Here is a 16,460-nt window from a genome sequence, read left to right on the forward strand (position 1 = left end):
TAAAAAGCAGCCCCTCTGCCTTTTGGCAGAGGGGCTGCTTTTAGATGAAACCCTTATTGTACTTTGGTATCAGCAGGAGAAGTTTCCTCTTTTTCCCTGCCCTGTTCCCGCATCATGTCATGCATATCCAGCAGTGTCTGGGCAGCCAAATCGAAATCCTTAACCTCCTGGTACTGTTCCGCCAATTCGCTGTACTCCAGGTCGCTGTAATCGGTCTTTTTATCCCGATACACCATTTTAAGCAGCACAGGGGTCACCACCGCTGTGAACACCACCATGATGATCACCGGCCCGAAAAAGTCGGGGTGCATCAGCCCAGTGGCAACGCCTTTGCTGGCAACCACCAGGCCGACCTCGCCTCGGGTGACCATACCTACGCCGATGCGCAGTGACTCCTCGTTGGTGTAATGGCACAGCTTGGCGCCGATGCCGCAGCCGATTACCTTGGACAACACTGCCACCACCACTAGCAGCACAGAGAAGATCACTATGGAGGCGGTCAGTTCCGGCAGTTCTACCTTGATGCCGATGTTTGCGAAGAAAATCGGCGAAAGGAGCATGTAGGAAATAATCTCAAACCGGGACGCCACATAAGTGACCCGGGTGGTGTTGGAGATAATCAGCCCGGCGATGAATGCCCCGGTGATGTCTGCCACCCCAAAGACCGTCTCTGCCACAAAGGAATAGATCAGGCAGAAGGCAAATGCAATGATGGCAAACCGCTTTTTATCCCGGTTGTAGCTGCTCATCCACTTTTCAAACCCTTTATGGAGCAATAAACCCAGGGCCAAACTCAAAACAAAGAAAGCAACCACTTTGAAGAGCACCGCCCCCACATTGACACTGGGGTCAGAAAGGCTGGTGATCAAGGTCAGGGCGATGATGCCCAGAATATCGTCGATCAGCGCAGCGCCTAAGATGGCATTGCCCGATCGGGTGGAGAGTTTGCCCATCTCCTTTAAGGTTTCCACCGTAATGCTGACCGATGTCGCCGTCAACACTACGCCCATAAATACATTCTGCAAAAAGGTATCTGGCTCCGGGCTGAAAAATGCCGCTAGGAAGTATCCTCCCAAGAGGGGAACCACAACGCCGAAGCAGGCGATGACAAAAGACGCTTTGCCGGACTTTTTCAGCTCCGCTATATCCGTTTCCAAACCGGCGGTAAACATCAACACGATGACGCCGATTTCCGCCATCTGGTCCAGGAAAACCGTCTCGTGCATAATGCCGAGCATCGTCGGCCCCAGCAATAGGCCAGCCACCAGAGCGCCCACCACCTGGGGCATGTCAATCTTTTTGGTGATAATCCCAAACACTTTTGTGGTCAGCAACACCAAAGCCACGTTAAACAAAAACTCATACGATTCCACAAAAATCCCTCACGTTTCTTTGTATATTTTGCAACCACTCTTTCAGGCCGGTCTCTAGTATAGTCCTCATTGGTTCGGATTTCAAGGTTAGCAATTATCGAAAACAAACAGTTTATATGCAATTATAATGTGCATTTTGACTACCCATTTTTTGGAACACCCAATCTGAGGGCTTGTTTTCCTCCTGATTATTTCCCTCAAAAACGGCTTTTTTCTTCCAGTAGAGCCGCCCAATCCGTTCCTCACACCAGAGAATACATCACAAAATGCATGAAAAGCAAAATGCCCCCGCTCAATTGAGCGGGGGCCGGTTCTAGCCTATGTACAAATGGTTAACCGAAAAATTTCACCACCATGGAAATCATCATGGGGAAAGTTGCAATGACCATCACCAAGCGGAAAATCTGCAGCACAGCCACCTTGGGGGCATCGCCGCCGATGTCTGAGGCAATTAGCGCCATGTCAGAGACGCCTGCTGGAGTGGTGGCAAACAAAGCCGTCGTCAAATCCAAATTGGAAACTTTTCGGATGAAGAATCCCAGGGTGATGTTGGAAATCAAATAGCCGACCACAATGATGATCATGGGGGCGATCATCGTCTGGAGGCGCAGCACGTCGTTCATGGTCATGGTGCAGCCGATCATGGCGCCGGAACAAGTCTGTGCCGCCAGCTTGACCTTCATGGGGATGTAAGCTTTGCTGGTAAAGACATTGAAGGTGGCCACCACCAGCATGGCAAAGGTCAGGGAGCCGGCGGGCATCCCAATTTTATAGCCGATGATGCCGCCGATGGCCGCGAAGCCGAGGGTGACGAGAATCATCTTCAGGGAACGGTCCTTCTCCACCTTTTCTTCCTGCTGTTCCTCCAACAGCTCCTCTTTTTCTTCCGCTGCGTTGGAGTGGTCCGCCTTGTCAAAATGAGCGGACATAAAGGTCATCATCGCGGGGAAAAAGGCGATGACAAAGATCAAACGCGCCGTTTGCAGGAGGGCTACAGTGGAGCTGGAGCCACCCATGTCCATACAGATAATGGACATATCTGTTACGCCGCCAGGGGTGCAGGACAAGAGTGCAGAAACCAGGTCAATGTCCGACACCATGGTGATGCCGAAACCAATCAGCAGGTTGGTGACGGCCAGGCCCACGATCATAATGACCGCCGGCACCGCCACTGAGCGGATTTCCTTCAAATCCTTGCGGTACACCGACATACCCAAAAATGCGCCGGTGACCGTCTGAATGGCCGACTTCACTGTGTTGGGGAAAAACGCCATGCCGGTGAACACGCTGAAGATGGCCACAGCAACCATTGAGCCGATCATGGCGCCCGCGGGGATTTTCAGCTTCAGGGCGATGATGGCGCCCAATGCGCCCACCGCCAGTGTGAGTAGGATATTGCCCATTTGCCACGCCTTCTTTTCCATCTAGATTTGGGGAACAGCGCCTCCCTCCCCGTCTGCCTCCCGGAGAGAAGGGTTGCCATGGAATGATCCGGGCCGCACAAGGGGAATACAAGGGTGCGGCTATCCCCTAACAGAGAGCCGCATACAACGCCTTTCCGTACATTTTATTTCCTTCAGTATACCATTGCTCCCTTTCTAAATACAATAATAGTTTAAAAAACTGTGAAGTTTTTATTGTTCCGGAAACAGTTTTTAGGCAACAAAAGGCCCCTCACCGTTGCTTTGGGCTTTCCGTGAGGGGCAGATTTTTTTCTTTGTGTTTATTTTGCATTCTCCACAGCTTTTTCGAGCGCCTTCAGGTAGGGGGTCAAATCCAAGTCTACCTGGGTGCTGAGGGTTTCATCCTGGGAAGGGTCGGTCATCGCCAAAACAGTAGCGGCGTCCTTCCCCACCGCCCACTCTTCAAAGGCGGCGATCTGCTCATCCCATTCCTTGCCCAGGGAGGAGGACTTTTTCAGCCCATAGTCTGCCCCCATCTCCCGTTTGGAGAGAACGTCCGCCTCCAGGTCGGAGAGGATTTCACCCTGGCCATCGAACTCCACCCGGGTCTGCACCGCATCGATGGTCAGCTTGACGATCTTCCCCTTGCTATCCAAGGTGACTGCCGCCACCGCGACATCGGCCACGGCCTTGCCGTCGCTCTCCTCCGAAGCGGAGGCAGACTTGGTCAAACTGGTGGAAATTCCCACCCCGATCTTGGCGTTTTGTCCGGAACAGCCTGTGAGCATCACAAGGCACGCAAGGGCTGCAAGCATTTTTTTCATCTGGGTTCCTCCTCATCAATTCCGCCAATAGCGGGGAAATCTTGGGCGCGTCCAACCCAATAGTGGCCAGCTGGGGGGATTTTATTGCGGGGGAACAACTTTCCCCCTTGTCATCTTTCCCTATTGTAGGAGATTTTGCCCTAAAAAGCAAGTTTTTTCCATCGCCCCAACCGAGGGAAGCGGTCAAAAATTTGAATTTTTTGGGAAGGTTTGGCCCCGCTATTTGACTTTCTCCACCCCGCTGTGCTACCATAAAAGCAACGGAACGGAGGGATTGTTTTGAAACGTTTTTTGACCATCGCATTGACGGTTTTATTGGCACTGCAGGTTTCGGCCTGCTCCTCCCAGCGGGAACTCCCCTCTCAAGATGGGACTACCCCTGTTTCCAGCGAAGCCATCGGGGAGGCTGCCACCCAATATTTGACCGCCATCGGGGCGGATGATTTGGAGGCCGCCAAAGCCATGCTGGCTGATGAGGTCGCCTTCGGACAGCTGGGCGGGGCGTCCCATACCCTGACCCGCCAGGAGATGGAGGAGGAGATTGACCGCCTCTCCACTTTGCAGCAAGAGTACAACCAGATTACAGTGGTGGAGACTGGGGAAAACTACGCTGTTCTTCAGTGCCTGATGCCCAACTATTTGACTTCTATGGTCTTTGGTATGGACCGGGACGCCTACCCTTGTCAAGTTCGCATTGAGATGGCCGACGGCAAAATCAGCGGCATGTTCACCGGGGAAAACCCAGATGCCGCCGCCGAGATCGCAGCCAAAACCGAGGCCGCAGTGGGAATCGTCTGCGAAAACCAGGAGGACGGCACCGTCCTTATTGGGTCGGTGGAACCGGGATCGCCTGCCGCCTTGGCTGGAATCCAGACCGGAGACGAACTCCTCGCCATTGACGGCCTCTCGGTGCAGCAGATGCGCCTTGCCGCCCACGAACCCCAATACCGCCTCCTAGGCCCCGAAGGTACACAGGTCACAGTGACCGTCTTACAGGCTGACCAGCAGGCTGATTACACCCTCACTTATGTAACCGATAATTAGAAGTTCCAAAAGAACCGCCCTCTCCTGCGACTGGAAGAGGGCGGTTTTTCTATGTTGTCCGCTACAAATGGAACCGTTTTTTCAGCTCCTCCCGGGTACCGGCGCCGGCAAACAACATCAGGCCGGTCAATGTGACAAGGGAGTGAAGCAGGGCGCAGAACGCCGTCCAGCGGACAGTGGCTAAGCCCATTACCCACAGGAGCATGCACAACCCTCCCATTACCAGGAGGGTGAATTGATAAAAGAAATAATCCCGGAACCAGACCGGCCGCAGCAGGATAATGGCAGTGATGGCCGCCCCACTGCCCATGACCAGCAGAGGGATCAAATAATTGGTGGACCAGCGGGAAAATCCGCTGAAATAATCCACGGAAAAGGAAAGGGCTGAGATCAGCAACACTTCTTTGAGGATGACCCCGCCGGGGTTGTTTTTTCGCCGGGCCGCCCAGAGGGCGCTCACCGCAGTATACGCCGAGCCAGCCAACAACACCAGATACCAATAAGAGGTGCTGCGGATAAACCCATCCACAAGGACGGTGATCCCCAAAAACACCTGGGTGAAAATCAAAAGCAGTTTTAACCGGCCAAACCGGCGGCGGGGCAGCTCCAGCTTGGGATAGGCGCTATACCCCTCCCCAGTGGATCGGGCCATGGTCTGGCCACAGAGCGGGCAGAACTCCCGGCTGGAGTTGACCTGTATACGGCAGTTGTTGCATGTTTTCATCGCGGCACCTCGTTGCAGGTGACCACGGCGGCTAGGCCCTCTGCTGTCAGCCTGCGGATAAAATACCGGGGGATGTCCTCCTCCCGGCAGGTGGAGTTGAAAACGACGGTCATCACATCCCCCAAAGAGGAAACCGCCACCTTCAGCGTGTTGTTGCGGGAAGCCCCCAGCATGGTGCCGATCCGCTTCACATGGGGGACAAATTCACGGGGCATTGGAACCCGGCCCATGTTGGTCAAGGTGCAGGTGTAGGTGTGCTCCCCCCGCCGGTAGGTGCGGCGCATGAAAAAGTCCTTGATCACCCGAGGAACCACCCGCAGGAAGGGGATCTCCTCCAAGCGGCGCTGCTGGCGGATGCGGGCCAAAAACTTCTCCCGGGTGATCTCCCCTTTCATCTGTTCCCCCACCTGGGCGAGGATGTTGTCAAAGCCAGGGTTCCCCTGAGAACCATCCACCCCAATCCGCACAAAGATGAAGAAATTCCGCAGGGTTTTGCTGGGGAAAAAGTTGCGCAGGTTGACTGGAAGGCTAATGACAATTTTCTCTTTGGGCGGAACTTCCCTGCACCTCTCCTCCAAAATTGCCTCGATGAGCAAGGCGGCAAAATACTGGGCCACTGTGGCACCGGAAGCTTTGGCCAAGCCGGCAATCTCTTTGGCGGAAAACACCGCCTCGGTGATCTGCTGGGCGCCGATGGGCAGCATCTCCCCGTCCAAGTGGTAAGCGCGGGGGGCAAAGATCATCGGCTGGCCAGCGGCACCCGCCGATTCTTCATCGCTCTTTGCGAAGCCATCTTCCCACATCTCCTGCTCGGAGACATCCTCCAGTTCCGCCGGCTTTTCCCAATGGGATGCCGCCGGGCAGACCTGTTTTAAATAATAAAAAAGGATGTGGTGGAGGAAATACAGCGCCCCATTCCCATCGGTCAGGGCATGGAATACCTCCAGATTCACCCGTCTCTGGTAATAAGTGATTCGGAACAAAAATCCCCGGTTGCGCCGCAGCTCTATGCGGAAGCAAGGGGGACAGAATTCCTCCCGGACCACGGGCTTGGCGGGATTCTGTTCAAAGTAATACCAAAACACCCCGCGGCGCATCTTTACTGCAAAGGCCGGAAGGTCCTTCAAAGCTTGTTCCACCGCTTCCTGAAGCGCCTTGGGGTGGATGTCTTCTTCCAGGTCCGCCCAAAGGCGGAACACATTTGCCGCATGTTCCCCACTGATGGCGGGAAACAGCTTGGCTGTGTTGTCCAGCCGGCTCCAGGAAATCTGCTTTTCCAAGCTCTGTCCCCCCTTTTTTAACAAATAGCCGCGCCAAACAGGCGCCTAGCGTATTTTCTATTATACCCACTTGCCGGAACTCCTGTCAATGTGGGAAAAAATCCTTCCCTTTTACCCTTTGGACTGATTCAGAAAATGAACAACCTCCCTTCATCATTTTGACGAAGGGAGGTATATTTACAGAAAACATCTGCTCGCTGAAACGAAATTTGTAAAAATACTTTATCCAAGCCAATGTTGATAATATGCCACGATTCCCAATAAACCGCCAATGCCAAGTCCTGCTAAAGTTGCAAACAAGATGTTTCGTTTCTGTTTAGAGGATAATTGCTTTTCATTCTGTTCCATACAACCAAACGCTCCTTATTTATCATTCAGTTCAATTTACTTTATCATATTTCTCTGTCCGCATCAATGCTTGGTGAACCTGCCGGAGTTGAAACCAATCAGTCCAAAAGTAAAAAGGGAGAAAAGCTCCCTTCTAAAAAGGGGAAGAGGATACTATCCTCTTCCCCCGCAAATCTTGTCAAAGATTTATCTCCACTCCACAAATTTGCGCTGGTAAATCAATGTCAGCGGAATGATGAACAACGTAAGGACCGCCGCCAATCTGTACATCCAGGGATAGTTCAGGTTGGCGACTACGATCCCCCACACCGAGCCGCCCACAATGGTCCCCAGGTCAAAGGACGCCGAGTAGGTGGCATTGGCTGCGCCGCGGTTTTCCGGGATGGCGTTGCGGATGGACATGGCATTGGTCACCGGATACAATACGCCGTAACCGAAGCCATAGACAATGGCGATGGCAATCAACACCGGCATGGTCTTGGCAAACGAAACCGCAAAGAAGCAGCAAGTGGTCACTAAAACAGCGGCCCACAGCACCTTTTTCTCCCCTAGGCGGTAGGTGACCTTACCTGCGAAAGCACGGGCACAGATGGTTCCAACTGATGTGAAGAGGAAGAAGCTGCTGACCCCCTCCAGGCCGATGGATCGGCCGTACAAGGCGAGGTAAGCGGTCAGGGAAGTCTGGGCCACAGTGGCGGTAAAGATCATGCTGGCAGGCAGCAGGGAGGTTTTCTCAAACAGGCTGATTTTGATCTTCTCTCCAGGTTTGCGGGTTTTCAGTTTTTCCTCATAGGAGATGAAGCGGCTGGCCACAATGCAAATGCTGGCCAACAGGAGGCCGCCGATAAAATCGCCCCGCATGGAGAACATGTTTTTCAGCTCCAAGCCCACTGCCGGGCCCACAGTCATAGAAATAGCCCCCGCCAACGCATAGTAGCCGATACCCTCGGTGATACGGGCCTTGGGGATGATGTCTGATGCCACAGTGCCAATTCCTGTATTAGTCAGGCAGAAACCGATGCCCTGCATAACGCGGACACAGAGAATCATATAAAAGTTGGTGGACATTAAGTACAAAAGGAAGGAGAACGCCACCAAAAGGGAACCGCATAACACCATTTTCCGGCGGCCGATGTAATCCACCAGCTGACCGGCGATGGGACGAAACAACAGCGAGCCAATGGAAAATGCTGTGAGCATGATGCCGGCCATCTGCTCCGGGAAGCCAATTTCAACCGTGTAAAGAGGCAGGGTTGGGTTTAGCATCTGACCTGCCAGGCCGATACACATGGAACACAAGATGGCTAGAACTAAATTCTTACTCCAGATGGGGATGGTAGTGGGATCCGGCTCAAAGTCGTCCACGGCAGCTTCTGCCGCAGCCGGTATCCCAACCTCCTTTTCCAAATCGTTGGATGACATGACTAACACTCCTATTCCGGTTTTTTGTTGGATTGGCAGTCCGATGGAAATCTGGCAAAACAGCCCATTGATTTCACACATTTTACCCTAGTATAACATAATCTTCTCCCCATCCAAATAGAATTTTTACAAAATTGTTAAAATGATGAAAACAATATTCGTTTTTTAGAAAATTCGCCGGTTTAAGTTGGATTCCTCCTGTTTTGGAGGAATCCTTTTTTGGGGGAATCCCCCTCATTTCCCTGTTTCAGCCAAGGGCTGGAAAAAGGCCGTATATGAAAAAATTGGCTTCCATTTTGAGAAAAGCCTTCCGTCCCCCAGTAGTAGGATATATGGGGGGACAGAAGGCAAAATGCTCCTTTTCTTTTGTGAGGGCGCTCTATCCCTGGGGAAAATTACTCATTTTCTACCAACATCTCCCCCGGCACATCGCCTTCCCATTCCTTGTGCTTAGATTTCACCAAGGCAAAGTTCTTCCACTTGCCTTGGCGGTAAGCGAATATCCCCAGCAGCACGGTGGTCAGCCAGCCCACCGGTAAACCCCACCAAATGGCGCTGGCCCCGATGGTAGGCGCCAAGGCGTAGGAGGTGACAATCCGCACCCCCAGGGAGGTAATGCTCATATAGAGCGCCATCCGGGTGTAGCCGGATCCCCGGAAAAAGCCGGAAAATGCATACATAGTGGCCATCAAGAAATAACAGGAGGCCATCACAGTCGGGTATTCTGCGCCCACAGCGATCACCACCTCATTTCCCTCGCCCATAAAGATGCTCAGCAGCTGGTGGGAAAATGCCACCATGATCACTGAAGCCATTACGCAGAAGGCGACGGACATCTTCAAGGTTCCCCGCAGGCCCTTTTGGGACCGTTCAAAGTCCCCTGCACCGACATCATTCCCAAGGATACTATGCTCTGCTGGATGGCGGTGGGGACACTGAAACTGACAATATGGCGGAACATTTCCTTATCAAAGGTGAGCTCCTTGATGATGATCACAAGCCCCACGGCGGTTATGACCGCCGACATCCCCACCAGGAAGATCATCGAGGTGGATACGGCCTTTTTCAATTGCTCCTGATCCCCCGCGCCGTACAGCTGCGAGATAATTACCGAGACGCCCATGGTCATGCCGGTGATCGCCGACATCATAAAGAACATCAGTGGGAAGGCCGCCGCGATGGAGGCAAGTGCATCCGGCCCCTCATACTTCCCCATAATCACCGCGTCCACCGTGTTGTAAAGCTGCTGGAACAAACTGCCGATCATCATCGGCATGGCAAAGTCGAAGATCAGCTTCATCGGCTTGCCTTGTGTCATGTCCCAAACCACTCACTCCTTTGCTGAAAAACGACAATCCCACTGGGGGATTGTCTCCCATTTACGCCTCATTCCCCAAGGGCGCACGGCGACCCGCAGACAAAAAAAGACAGGCAGCCTTATAACGGGCTGCCTATCTGTCATAGCATAGATTCAATTAGTATATAATAGAAACTAATTTATTTTAATTCCGCGATAGTGACGCCGGATTCCCCTTCCCCATACACCCCCAGGCGGAAGGTGCGAACCGCCTTGTGCTTGCGCAAGTGCTGGTGCACCGCAGCCCGCAGGGCGCCGGTCCCCTTGCCGTGGATGATGGTCACAGTGTTCAGCCCGGCGAGGACGGCGCCGTCCAAATACTGGTCCAACTCCAAAAGGGCTTCGTCGGTGGTCATACCCCGCAGATCCACCTCCGTTTTGGCGTCCCGGCCGGCGCTGGCTTTGACGTCCCGGTAGGAGACGCCACTTTTCCCGCCGCCGTTGTAGGTGATCTTCTTCTTCTCCTGATCCTCAATGAGCCGCAGGCCGCCCACTGGAACCCGGGTTTTTAGAATTCCGGCCTGGACCATGACGTTGCCGCTGGAATCCGGGTCGGAGAGGACCGTCCCCTCCTTGTTCAGCTCGTTGATGATCACCAGGTCGCCCCGTTTCAGCTGACGGGGCAGGCGGTAGCTGGACTCCCTTTTGCGCCCGGTGACCGGGTCGGCCATATCCTGCAATTTCTTCATCTGGCTGCGGTACTGGGCCTTGGCCTTGCTGGCCAGCTGGGCGATATCGGCGCTGTTTTTCTGCTTTTTCAGCTCCTCGATTTCCTCCATCACCAGCTCCGCCTGGAACTTGACCTGCTCCACAATAGAACGGGCCTGGGCACGTGCCTTTTCAATCTCCCGCTCCGCGTCCTTTTCCAGCTTCTGCCGGTACTCCTCCATCTCTTTGTGGGTGCGCTCGGCCTGGGCCCGCAGAATACTAGCCTGGCTGCGCTCCTTCTCCAGGCCCTGCCGGGCGGCCTCCAGCTCGGAGACTACATCCTCAAACCGGGTGTTGTCACTGGAGATCAGCTCCTTGGCCCTATCGATGACATCCCCGGTCAGGCCCAAGCGTTCACTGATGGCAAAGGCGTTGGAGCGGCCCGGCACCCCGATGAGCAGCCGGTAGGTGGGCCGCAGGGTTGCTACGTCAAACTCGCAGCTGGCGTTCTCCACTCCCTCAGTTTGGAGGGCGTACATCTTGATCTCCGCATAGTGGGTGGTAGAGACCACCTTGGCCCCCAGGGAGCGCAGCTTCTCGATGATGGAAACCGCCAGGGCGGCGCCTTCCACCGGGTCGGTGCCCGCCCCCAGCTCATCGATGAGGACCAGAGTGGAGGAATCCGCCTTGTCCAGGATGTCGATGATGTTGGTCATGTGGGCGGAGAAGGTGGAGAGGCTCTGCTCAATGCTCTGCTCGTCGCCGATGTCGGCCAGGACTTTGTCAAACACCGAAAGGGCGCTGCCCTCCGCCGCCGGAATCATCAGGCCGCACATGGCCATCAGGGTGAGGAGGCCCAGGGTTTTGAGGGCCACCGTCTTACCGCCGGTGTTGGGGCCGGTGACCACCAAGGTATCAAATTCCAGCCCCAAGTTCAGGTCGATGGGGACGATCTTATCCGGGTCGATGAGGGGATGGCGGGCTTTAATCAGGTTGACCCGTCCTTCGTTGTTGAGGGCGGGGACCGATGCTTTCATCCGGTCGGCCAGCCGGGATTTTGCAAAGAGGAGATCCAGCTCCACCGCCACATCGTAGCTGTGTTTGATGGCGGAAGCCGCCTGGCCCACCTCGGCGGAGAGCTTGGCGATCACCCGGTCGATCTCCTGCTTTTCCTTGCTTTGCAGCACCCGGATCTCGTTGTTGGCTTCCACCACCGCCATAGGCTCCACAAACACGGTGGCCCCGCTGGAGGAGGTGTCGTGGACCAAGCCCCGGATCTCCCCCCGGTGCTCCGATTTGACCGGCACCACAAACCGGCCGTCCCGCATGGTGACGATCTGCTCCTGCAAAAATTTGGCGTAGGTGGGGGATTTGATCATCTTGTCCAGCTGGGTGCGGACCCCCGTCTGGGTGCTGCGGATCTTCCGCCGGATCTGGGCCAGTTCCGGACTGGCGTTGTCGGCGATCTCCTCCTCCGAGAGGATGGCGCTTTCCAGCCGGTCCTCCAGCGGACGGTTGGGGAACAGGTTGGAAAAGAGGTAATCCAGGCTGGTCTCGCTCTCCTGAGACTGGCGTTTCCAGCTGGCCAGGTTGCGGATGGCTTTGAGCACATGGCAGACGTCCAGCAGCTCCCGCAGGGAGAGGGAGGAACCCATCTCCGCCCGGCGCAGGGGGCCGTCGCAGTTTTTCATATCCAGCACCGTAGGGGTGCCGTAGCGGTTGGTCAGGCTGTTGGCGTCGCCGACCATGGCCATCTCCCGCCGGACCTCCTCAAAATCGGTCATCGGCCGCAGGGCCAGGGCCTGTTTGCGGCTGTCCTCGCAGGTGGCGTGGCCGGCCAGCATAGCAAGCACCTTATCCAGTTCCAGTGCTCGGTAGTGTCGTTCCATTGTTTCCATGATTGTTGGTACCCCCTTTGGGTAAATCTGTCTTTAGCGGCCGCGGAACAGAGAGTTGTAAAAATCCAGCGTGGGCAGTCGAAGGTCCAGCTGGGCGATCAGATAACTCTCGCTGACGGCGGCCAGCTGCCGCAGCCCCCCTTCATCCAGGGAGAAGCGGAACAGCTTGTCAAATTCCGAATAAATGATGTGGCGCATGGCGGTCAGCACCCCTGGAGGCACCGGGATGGGAACCCCCTCCCCCGGCTCTGGGGCACACGCCCCACAGAGGAGCTCCCCGGTGCGGGGCAGGAACTTCATCTGGGGGTCCTCAAAGGTGCCGCACTCCCGACAGCCCAGCAGGTCAGGCATAAACCCAGCCAAGGTCAACAGTCGCAGCTCAAAAACCGGCTTTAAAAAAAGGGGGCTCCGCTTCCCGTTTTCCAGGAAGTGGAGGCTGTTAAGGAGGAGGCGCAGGTACTCTTCCGCCGGTTCCTCCCGTGGGATGGCCTGGATGCACAGCTCACAGAAATAGGAGGCCAGGGCCAGCTTTTCAATGTCCTGCCGCACCCCAAAAAAGATGGTGTCCGCCTCGGCGCTGTCCACTGAGTAACGGTCCTTGTTTTTGAACAGCACAAAGCGAGAGTAGCAAAGCTGCTCGGTGCTGGAAACCAATTTCCCCCGCAGCCGCTTGGCCCCTCTCGCATAGGCGAAGATCACGCCGTATTCCTTTGTCAGAATGGTCAGCAGGCGGTCATCCTCAATGGTTTTCTCCCGCAGGACCATTCCATAGGTTGTGATCTGCATTGCCGTCCCCTCCGGCCGGCTGGGCGGACTGCCATCCCCCCTGCTCGGTCTGCTTGTACTGCAGATAGTCCTCTATTTTTCCGGTGGCTTCAAAACGCCGCCATGCGGTATCCGGATTCATCCCTCTCACCTCGCACATTCCTCTTTAATAAGATTGTTTGCCTTTGGTGATAGAATATTACCGGTAGTTCTTGTCGGTTCCCCTGCCAAGGCTTGGCGCGGGGAATTGTAAATATTTGTAACTTTTTTGGGACGTTATTCTTCGGTGAAGCCGAACTGTTTGATCAGCCCCTCTTTGTTGCGCCAATCCTCTTTCACCTTGACCCAAAGCTTCAGGTTGACTTTGGCATCCAAAAACGCCTCGATTTCCTCCCGGGCTTGGGAGCCGATGGTTTTGAGCATCGAACCCTGTTTGCCGATGAGCATTCCCTTGTGGCTGTCCCGTTCGCAGTAGATAACGGCGTCGATGTCGATGATGTCCTTATCCTCCCGTTCCTTCATGGACTCCACCGAAACGGCGGTGCCATGGGGAATCTCCTCCCGCATGTTGTTGAGGATCTTTTCCCGGATGATCTCCCCGGCGATGACCCGCTCGGGCTGGTCGGTGAAATCGTCGTCGTCAAAGAAGTGGGGGCCTTCCTCCGCCAGCTGGGAGAGCTCGGCGAGGAGGATGTCCACCCCATCCCCTGTGAGGGCTGAGAGGGGCACCACCGCTTCAAACTCATATTCCGCAGAGAGGGCCTGCATCTTTTCCAGCATGTCCTCCCGCCGCTTCAAGGTGTCAATTTTGTTGATGACCAAAACAGCTGGAATTCCCATGGCCTTGATGTTGTCCAGCAGTTCCCGCTCGGCTTTGGTGACCTCCTTTTCCGGCTCGGTGACCAGAACCGCGGCGTCCACGTCGGCCACCGAACGGCGCACCTGGCGCACCATAAACTCGCTGAGCTTGGTACGTGGCTTGTGCATGCCGGGGGTGTCGATGAATACCAGCTGGGTCTCCCCTCTGGTCAGGATGCCCACAATCCGGTTGCGGGTGGTCTGGGGCTTGTCCGAGACAATGGCCACCTTCTCCCCCACCATGGCGTTGAGGAGGGAGGATTTGCCCACGTTGGGGCGGCCGACAATGGCAATAAAAGCAGAACGTGTTTCCACAGTTCAGCCTCCTTTCTCCGCGTGAAGCGGTCCGGCCTTAGGCCGGAGTTGATCATAATGTAGAAAGCCAAAACGCAGGGATGCTTCCCTGCGGGGCAAACAGCTTGGAAAACAAGGGACGTCCTTCCCCTTACGGGGACCTACCTCTTCTTCGCCCACCAGGGCGGGCAGAACACATAGAGGAGGCAGAGGGACAACAAAAGGGCGCTTCCCACTGCTCTTGCAGGGGAAGCCACCCACAAAGAGAAAAAGCCGAATAAAGACCCCAGGTCCCCGAAAAGGCAGAACCCCACCCCAACGGAACCCGCCGCCGCCAGAAGCACCGCCCCAGCGGCACAGTCTTTGGCCAGTTTGGCAAGGGGGTGCTCCCCAGGGGAGACAAGGTCCACAGCAGCTTCCACCGCGGTGTTGACCGCCTCACAGCAAAGCACCAAGGCGATGGCCAAAAGGAGCACCGCCCACTGGGTGCCGGAGAGCCGGTAGTAGGCCCCCATGGCAATTGCCATGGCGCCTGCCAGGGTGTGGATGCGGAAGTTCCGTTCCCCCAAGAGACAGGCTACCACCCCTTGGAAAGCGTACCCGAAGCTTCTCAGGAGCCCGATCATTGCATGGTATAGCTCTGGTCTCTGGCCAGGCCCAGCTTACTCATCACTGTCTCCTCTTTTTCCCGCATCCGCAGGGCTTCCAGGCCTCCGGCCTCATGGTCATACCCCAACAGGTGCAGCATGGAGTGGACGGTCAAAAAGCCCATCTCCCGCTGGAGGGAGTGGCCATATTGCTCCGCCTGCTCCATGGCTTTGGGCACCGAGATCACCACATCGCCCAACTGGTAGGCGCCGGTCTCCTCATTGATGTCATACACCCCGTTCTCCCCCAAGGGGAAGGAGAGGACATCGGTGGCGGCGTCCTTGTGGCGAAACTCGTTGTTCAGCTCTCGGATCTGCTCGTTGTTGACAAAGCTGACGCTGACTTCAGCGGGGCCTTCAAACCCTTCGGTCGCCAAAACCGCGTGGCAGCAGCGGCGGATCAGCAGCCGGATACCCGATGGGATTTTTACGTCTTTCTGCCGATTGGTGATTACCACTTTCACACTCTGGGCCATGTTACATCCTCCATTTATCCTAAGCCGGTGCTAATCCCGGCGGCGTCTTTCATCGTAGTATTTCTCATAAGCCTTAATAATGGCCTGTACCAAGCGGTGGCGCACCACGTCCTTCTCGGTGAAGTAGACGATGGAAATATCGTCTACATGTTTGAGCACCTTGGATGCCTCCACTAGGCCGGACCGCTTGGTGTCCGGCAGGTCGATCTGGGTGATGTCCCCGGTGATCACCGCCTTGGAGTTGAACCCCAGCCGGGTCAGGAACATCTTCATCTGTTCAGGGGTGGTGTTCTGGGCCTCATCCAGGATGATAAACGAATCGTCCAGGGTGCGGCCGCGCATATAGGCCAGGGGCGCGACTTCGATGTTCCCCTTCTCTTGGTAGCGCTGGAAATTCTCCGGCCCCAGCATGTCAAAGAGGGCATCGTACAAGGGGCGAAGATAGGGGTCCACCTTATTTTGCAGGTCTCCGGGCAGGAAGCCCAGCTTCTCCCCAGCCTCCACCGCCGGCCGGGTCAGGATGATCCGGTTGACCTCTTTCGCCCGGAAAGCGCGAACCGCCATGGCCACCGCCAAATAGGTCTTGCCGGTGCCAGCGGGTCCGATGCCGAAGGTGATGGTGTTGTTCTTCATAGCGTCCACATATTTTTTCTGGCCCAAGGTCTTAGCCTTCAGGGGCTTTCCCTTGGCGGTGATGCAGACCACGTCGCTGGCTAGGGATGAGAGCTGGTCGGAAGTCCCTTCCCGCACCAGGCCGATGACATAGTGGACCCGCTGGTCGGTGATGGCCTCCCCCTTGTCAATAAGGGTCAAAAGCCCCTCCACCGTTTTGGAGGCGAGGTAGACGTTCTCCGGATCGCCGGAGATCTTTACTTCGGTACCCCGGGCGACGATGGTCACTGAGAACGCATCTTCCACAATTTTTATATTCCCATCAAAGCTGCCGAACAGCGCGAGGGCATGTTCCATCCGTTCGATGTTTACGACCTGTTCGATGCTGGATTCCTCCTTCTAGCCAGCCCCAGGCTGGCTTTGGTTTTGGGGTGTATCGTCGAGCGTCCACCGGGAAAAACCCAGCAGATGGTAAAATGTAGTGTTC

16 protein-coding genes are annotated in these 16,460 nt (G+C 55.5%); 1 reads left to right on the plus strand and 15 read right to left on the minus strand.

Translation table 11 applies throughout. The annotated features are described in order from the left end of the window. Positions 1 to 53: 53 nt before the first annotated feature. The 3 genes from RDQ42_RS04795 to RDQ42_RS04805 form a co-directional block, all read right to left on the minus strand. Positions 54 to 1,373 carry a cation:proton antiporter gene (locus RDQ42_RS04795; protein WP_054330931.1) on the minus strand — a complete coding sequence of 440 codons (1,320 nt, stop codon included), beginning with the start codon at positions 1,371 to 1,373 and terminating at the stop codon, positions 54 to 56. 332 nt (positions 1,374 to 1,705) lie between these two features. Beyond that, on the minus strand, positions 1,706 to 2,776 hold the full coding sequence (locus RDQ42_RS04800; RefSeq protein ID WP_071427233.1) for an AbrB family transcriptional regulator: 1,071 nt from the start codon (positions 2,774 to 2,776) through the stop codon (positions 1,706 to 1,708). A gap of 320 nt (positions 2,777 to 3,096) precedes the next feature. Further along, on the minus strand, positions 3,097 to 3,600 hold the full coding sequence (locus RDQ42_RS04805) for a hypothetical protein (protein ID WP_054330929.1): 504 nt from the start codon (positions 3,598 to 3,600) through the stop codon (positions 3,097 to 3,099). Between the two features lie 279 nt (positions 3,601 to 3,879). On the opposite strand from RDQ42_RS04805, the gene RDQ42_RS04810 reads away from it, so the two are divergent. Beyond that, positions 3,880 to 4,644 (plus strand): PDZ domain-containing protein, encoded by a 765-nt coding sequence (locus RDQ42_RS04810; RefSeq protein WP_231358534.1) that lies wholly within the window; start codon positions 3,880 to 3,882, stop codon positions 4,642 to 4,644. A gap of 61 nt (positions 4,645 to 4,705) precedes the next feature. Here RDQ42_RS04810 and RDQ42_RS04815 read toward each other — a convergent pair whose 3' ends face one another. The 12 genes from RDQ42_RS04815 to RDQ42_RS04870 all read right to left on the minus strand — a co-directional run bounded on the left by RDQ42_RS04815 (position 4,706) and on the right by RDQ42_RS04870 (position 16,330). Then, positions 4,706 to 5,368, minus strand: a complete 663-nt coding sequence (locus RDQ42_RS04815; protein ID WP_071427235.1) for a DUF6320 domain-containing protein — start codon at positions 5,366 to 5,368, stop codon at positions 4,706 to 4,708. Then, positions 5,365 to 6,648 (minus strand): hypothetical protein, encoded by a 1,284-nt coding sequence (locus tag RDQ42_RS04820; protein ID WP_054330926.1) that lies wholly within the window; start codon positions 6,646 to 6,648, stop codon positions 5,365 to 5,367. Before RDQ42_RS04820 ends, RDQ42_RS04815 begins: the two co-directional genes overlap by 4 nt. Positions 6,649 to 6,870: 222 nt before the next feature. Continuing rightward, entirely contained in the window at positions 6,871 to 6,996 is a 126-nt protein-coding gene (locus tag RDQ42_RS04825) for a hypothetical protein (RefSeq protein ID WP_267888271.1), read from the minus strand. 186 nt (positions 6,997 to 7,182) lie between these two features. Next, entirely contained in the window at positions 7,183 to 8,418 is a 1,236-nt protein-coding gene (locus RDQ42_RS04830; RefSeq protein ID WP_071427236.1) for an MFS transporter, read from the minus strand. A 395-nt stretch (positions 8,419 to 8,813) separates the two neighbouring features. After that, positions 8,814 to 9,254 carry an MATE family efflux transporter gene (locus RDQ42_RS04835; RefSeq protein WP_374044680.1) on the minus strand — a complete coding sequence of 147 codons (441 nt, stop codon included), beginning with the start codon at positions 9,252 to 9,254 and terminating at the stop codon, positions 8,814 to 8,816. Between the two features lie 2 nt (positions 9,255 to 9,256). Next, positions 9,257 to 9,736 (minus strand): MATE family efflux transporter, encoded by a 480-nt coding sequence (locus RDQ42_RS04840; protein WP_082398485.1) that lies wholly within the window; start codon positions 9,734 to 9,736, stop codon positions 9,257 to 9,259. A gap of 179 nt (positions 9,737 to 9,915) precedes the next feature. Next, the gene (locus tag RDQ42_RS04845; RefSeq protein WP_231358535.1) at positions 9,916 to 12,312 is read right to left on the minus strand and encodes an endonuclease MutS2; all 2,397 of its coding nucleotides are present in this window, start codon (positions 12,310 to 12,312) and stop codon (positions 9,916 to 9,918) included. A 42-nt stretch (positions 12,313 to 12,354) separates the two neighbouring features. After that, positions 12,355 to 13,107, minus strand: a complete 753-nt coding sequence (gene recO, locus RDQ42_RS04850; RefSeq protein WP_071427237.1) for a DNA repair protein RecO — start codon at positions 13,105 to 13,107, stop codon at positions 12,355 to 12,357. A gap of 255 nt (positions 13,108 to 13,362) precedes the next feature. Beyond that, the gene (era, locus tag RDQ42_RS04855) at positions 13,363 to 14,259 is read right to left on the minus strand and encodes a GTPase Era (protein WP_054330921.1); all 897 of its coding nucleotides are present in this window, start codon (positions 14,257 to 14,259) and stop codon (positions 13,363 to 13,365) included. 140 nt (positions 14,260 to 14,399) lie between these two features. Continuing rightward, positions 14,400 to 14,864 (minus strand): diacylglycerol kinase family protein, encoded by a 465-nt coding sequence (locus RDQ42_RS04860; protein ID WP_071427238.1) that lies wholly within the window; start codon positions 14,862 to 14,864, stop codon positions 14,400 to 14,402. Then, entirely contained in the window at positions 14,861 to 15,361 is a 501-nt protein-coding gene (gene ybeY / locus RDQ42_RS04865) for an rRNA maturation RNase YbeY (protein WP_054330920.1), read from the minus strand. The genes RDQ42_RS04860 and ybeY overlap by 4 nt, the downstream gene beginning before the upstream one ends. 30 nt (positions 15,362 to 15,391) lie before the next feature. Next, the gene (locus RDQ42_RS04870; protein ID WP_054330919.1) at positions 15,392 to 16,330 is read right to left on the minus strand and encodes a PhoH family protein; all 939 of its coding nucleotides are present in this window, start codon (positions 16,328 to 16,330) and stop codon (positions 15,392 to 15,394) included. Between the last annotated feature and the right edge of the window lie 130 nt (positions 16,331 to 16,460).

The sequence above is a fragment of the uncultured Merdimmobilis sp. genome, from assembly GCF_902471145.1.
Lineage (GTDB): Bacteria > Bacillota > Clostridia > Oscillospirales > Ruminococcaceae > Merdimmobilis > Merdimmobilis hominis.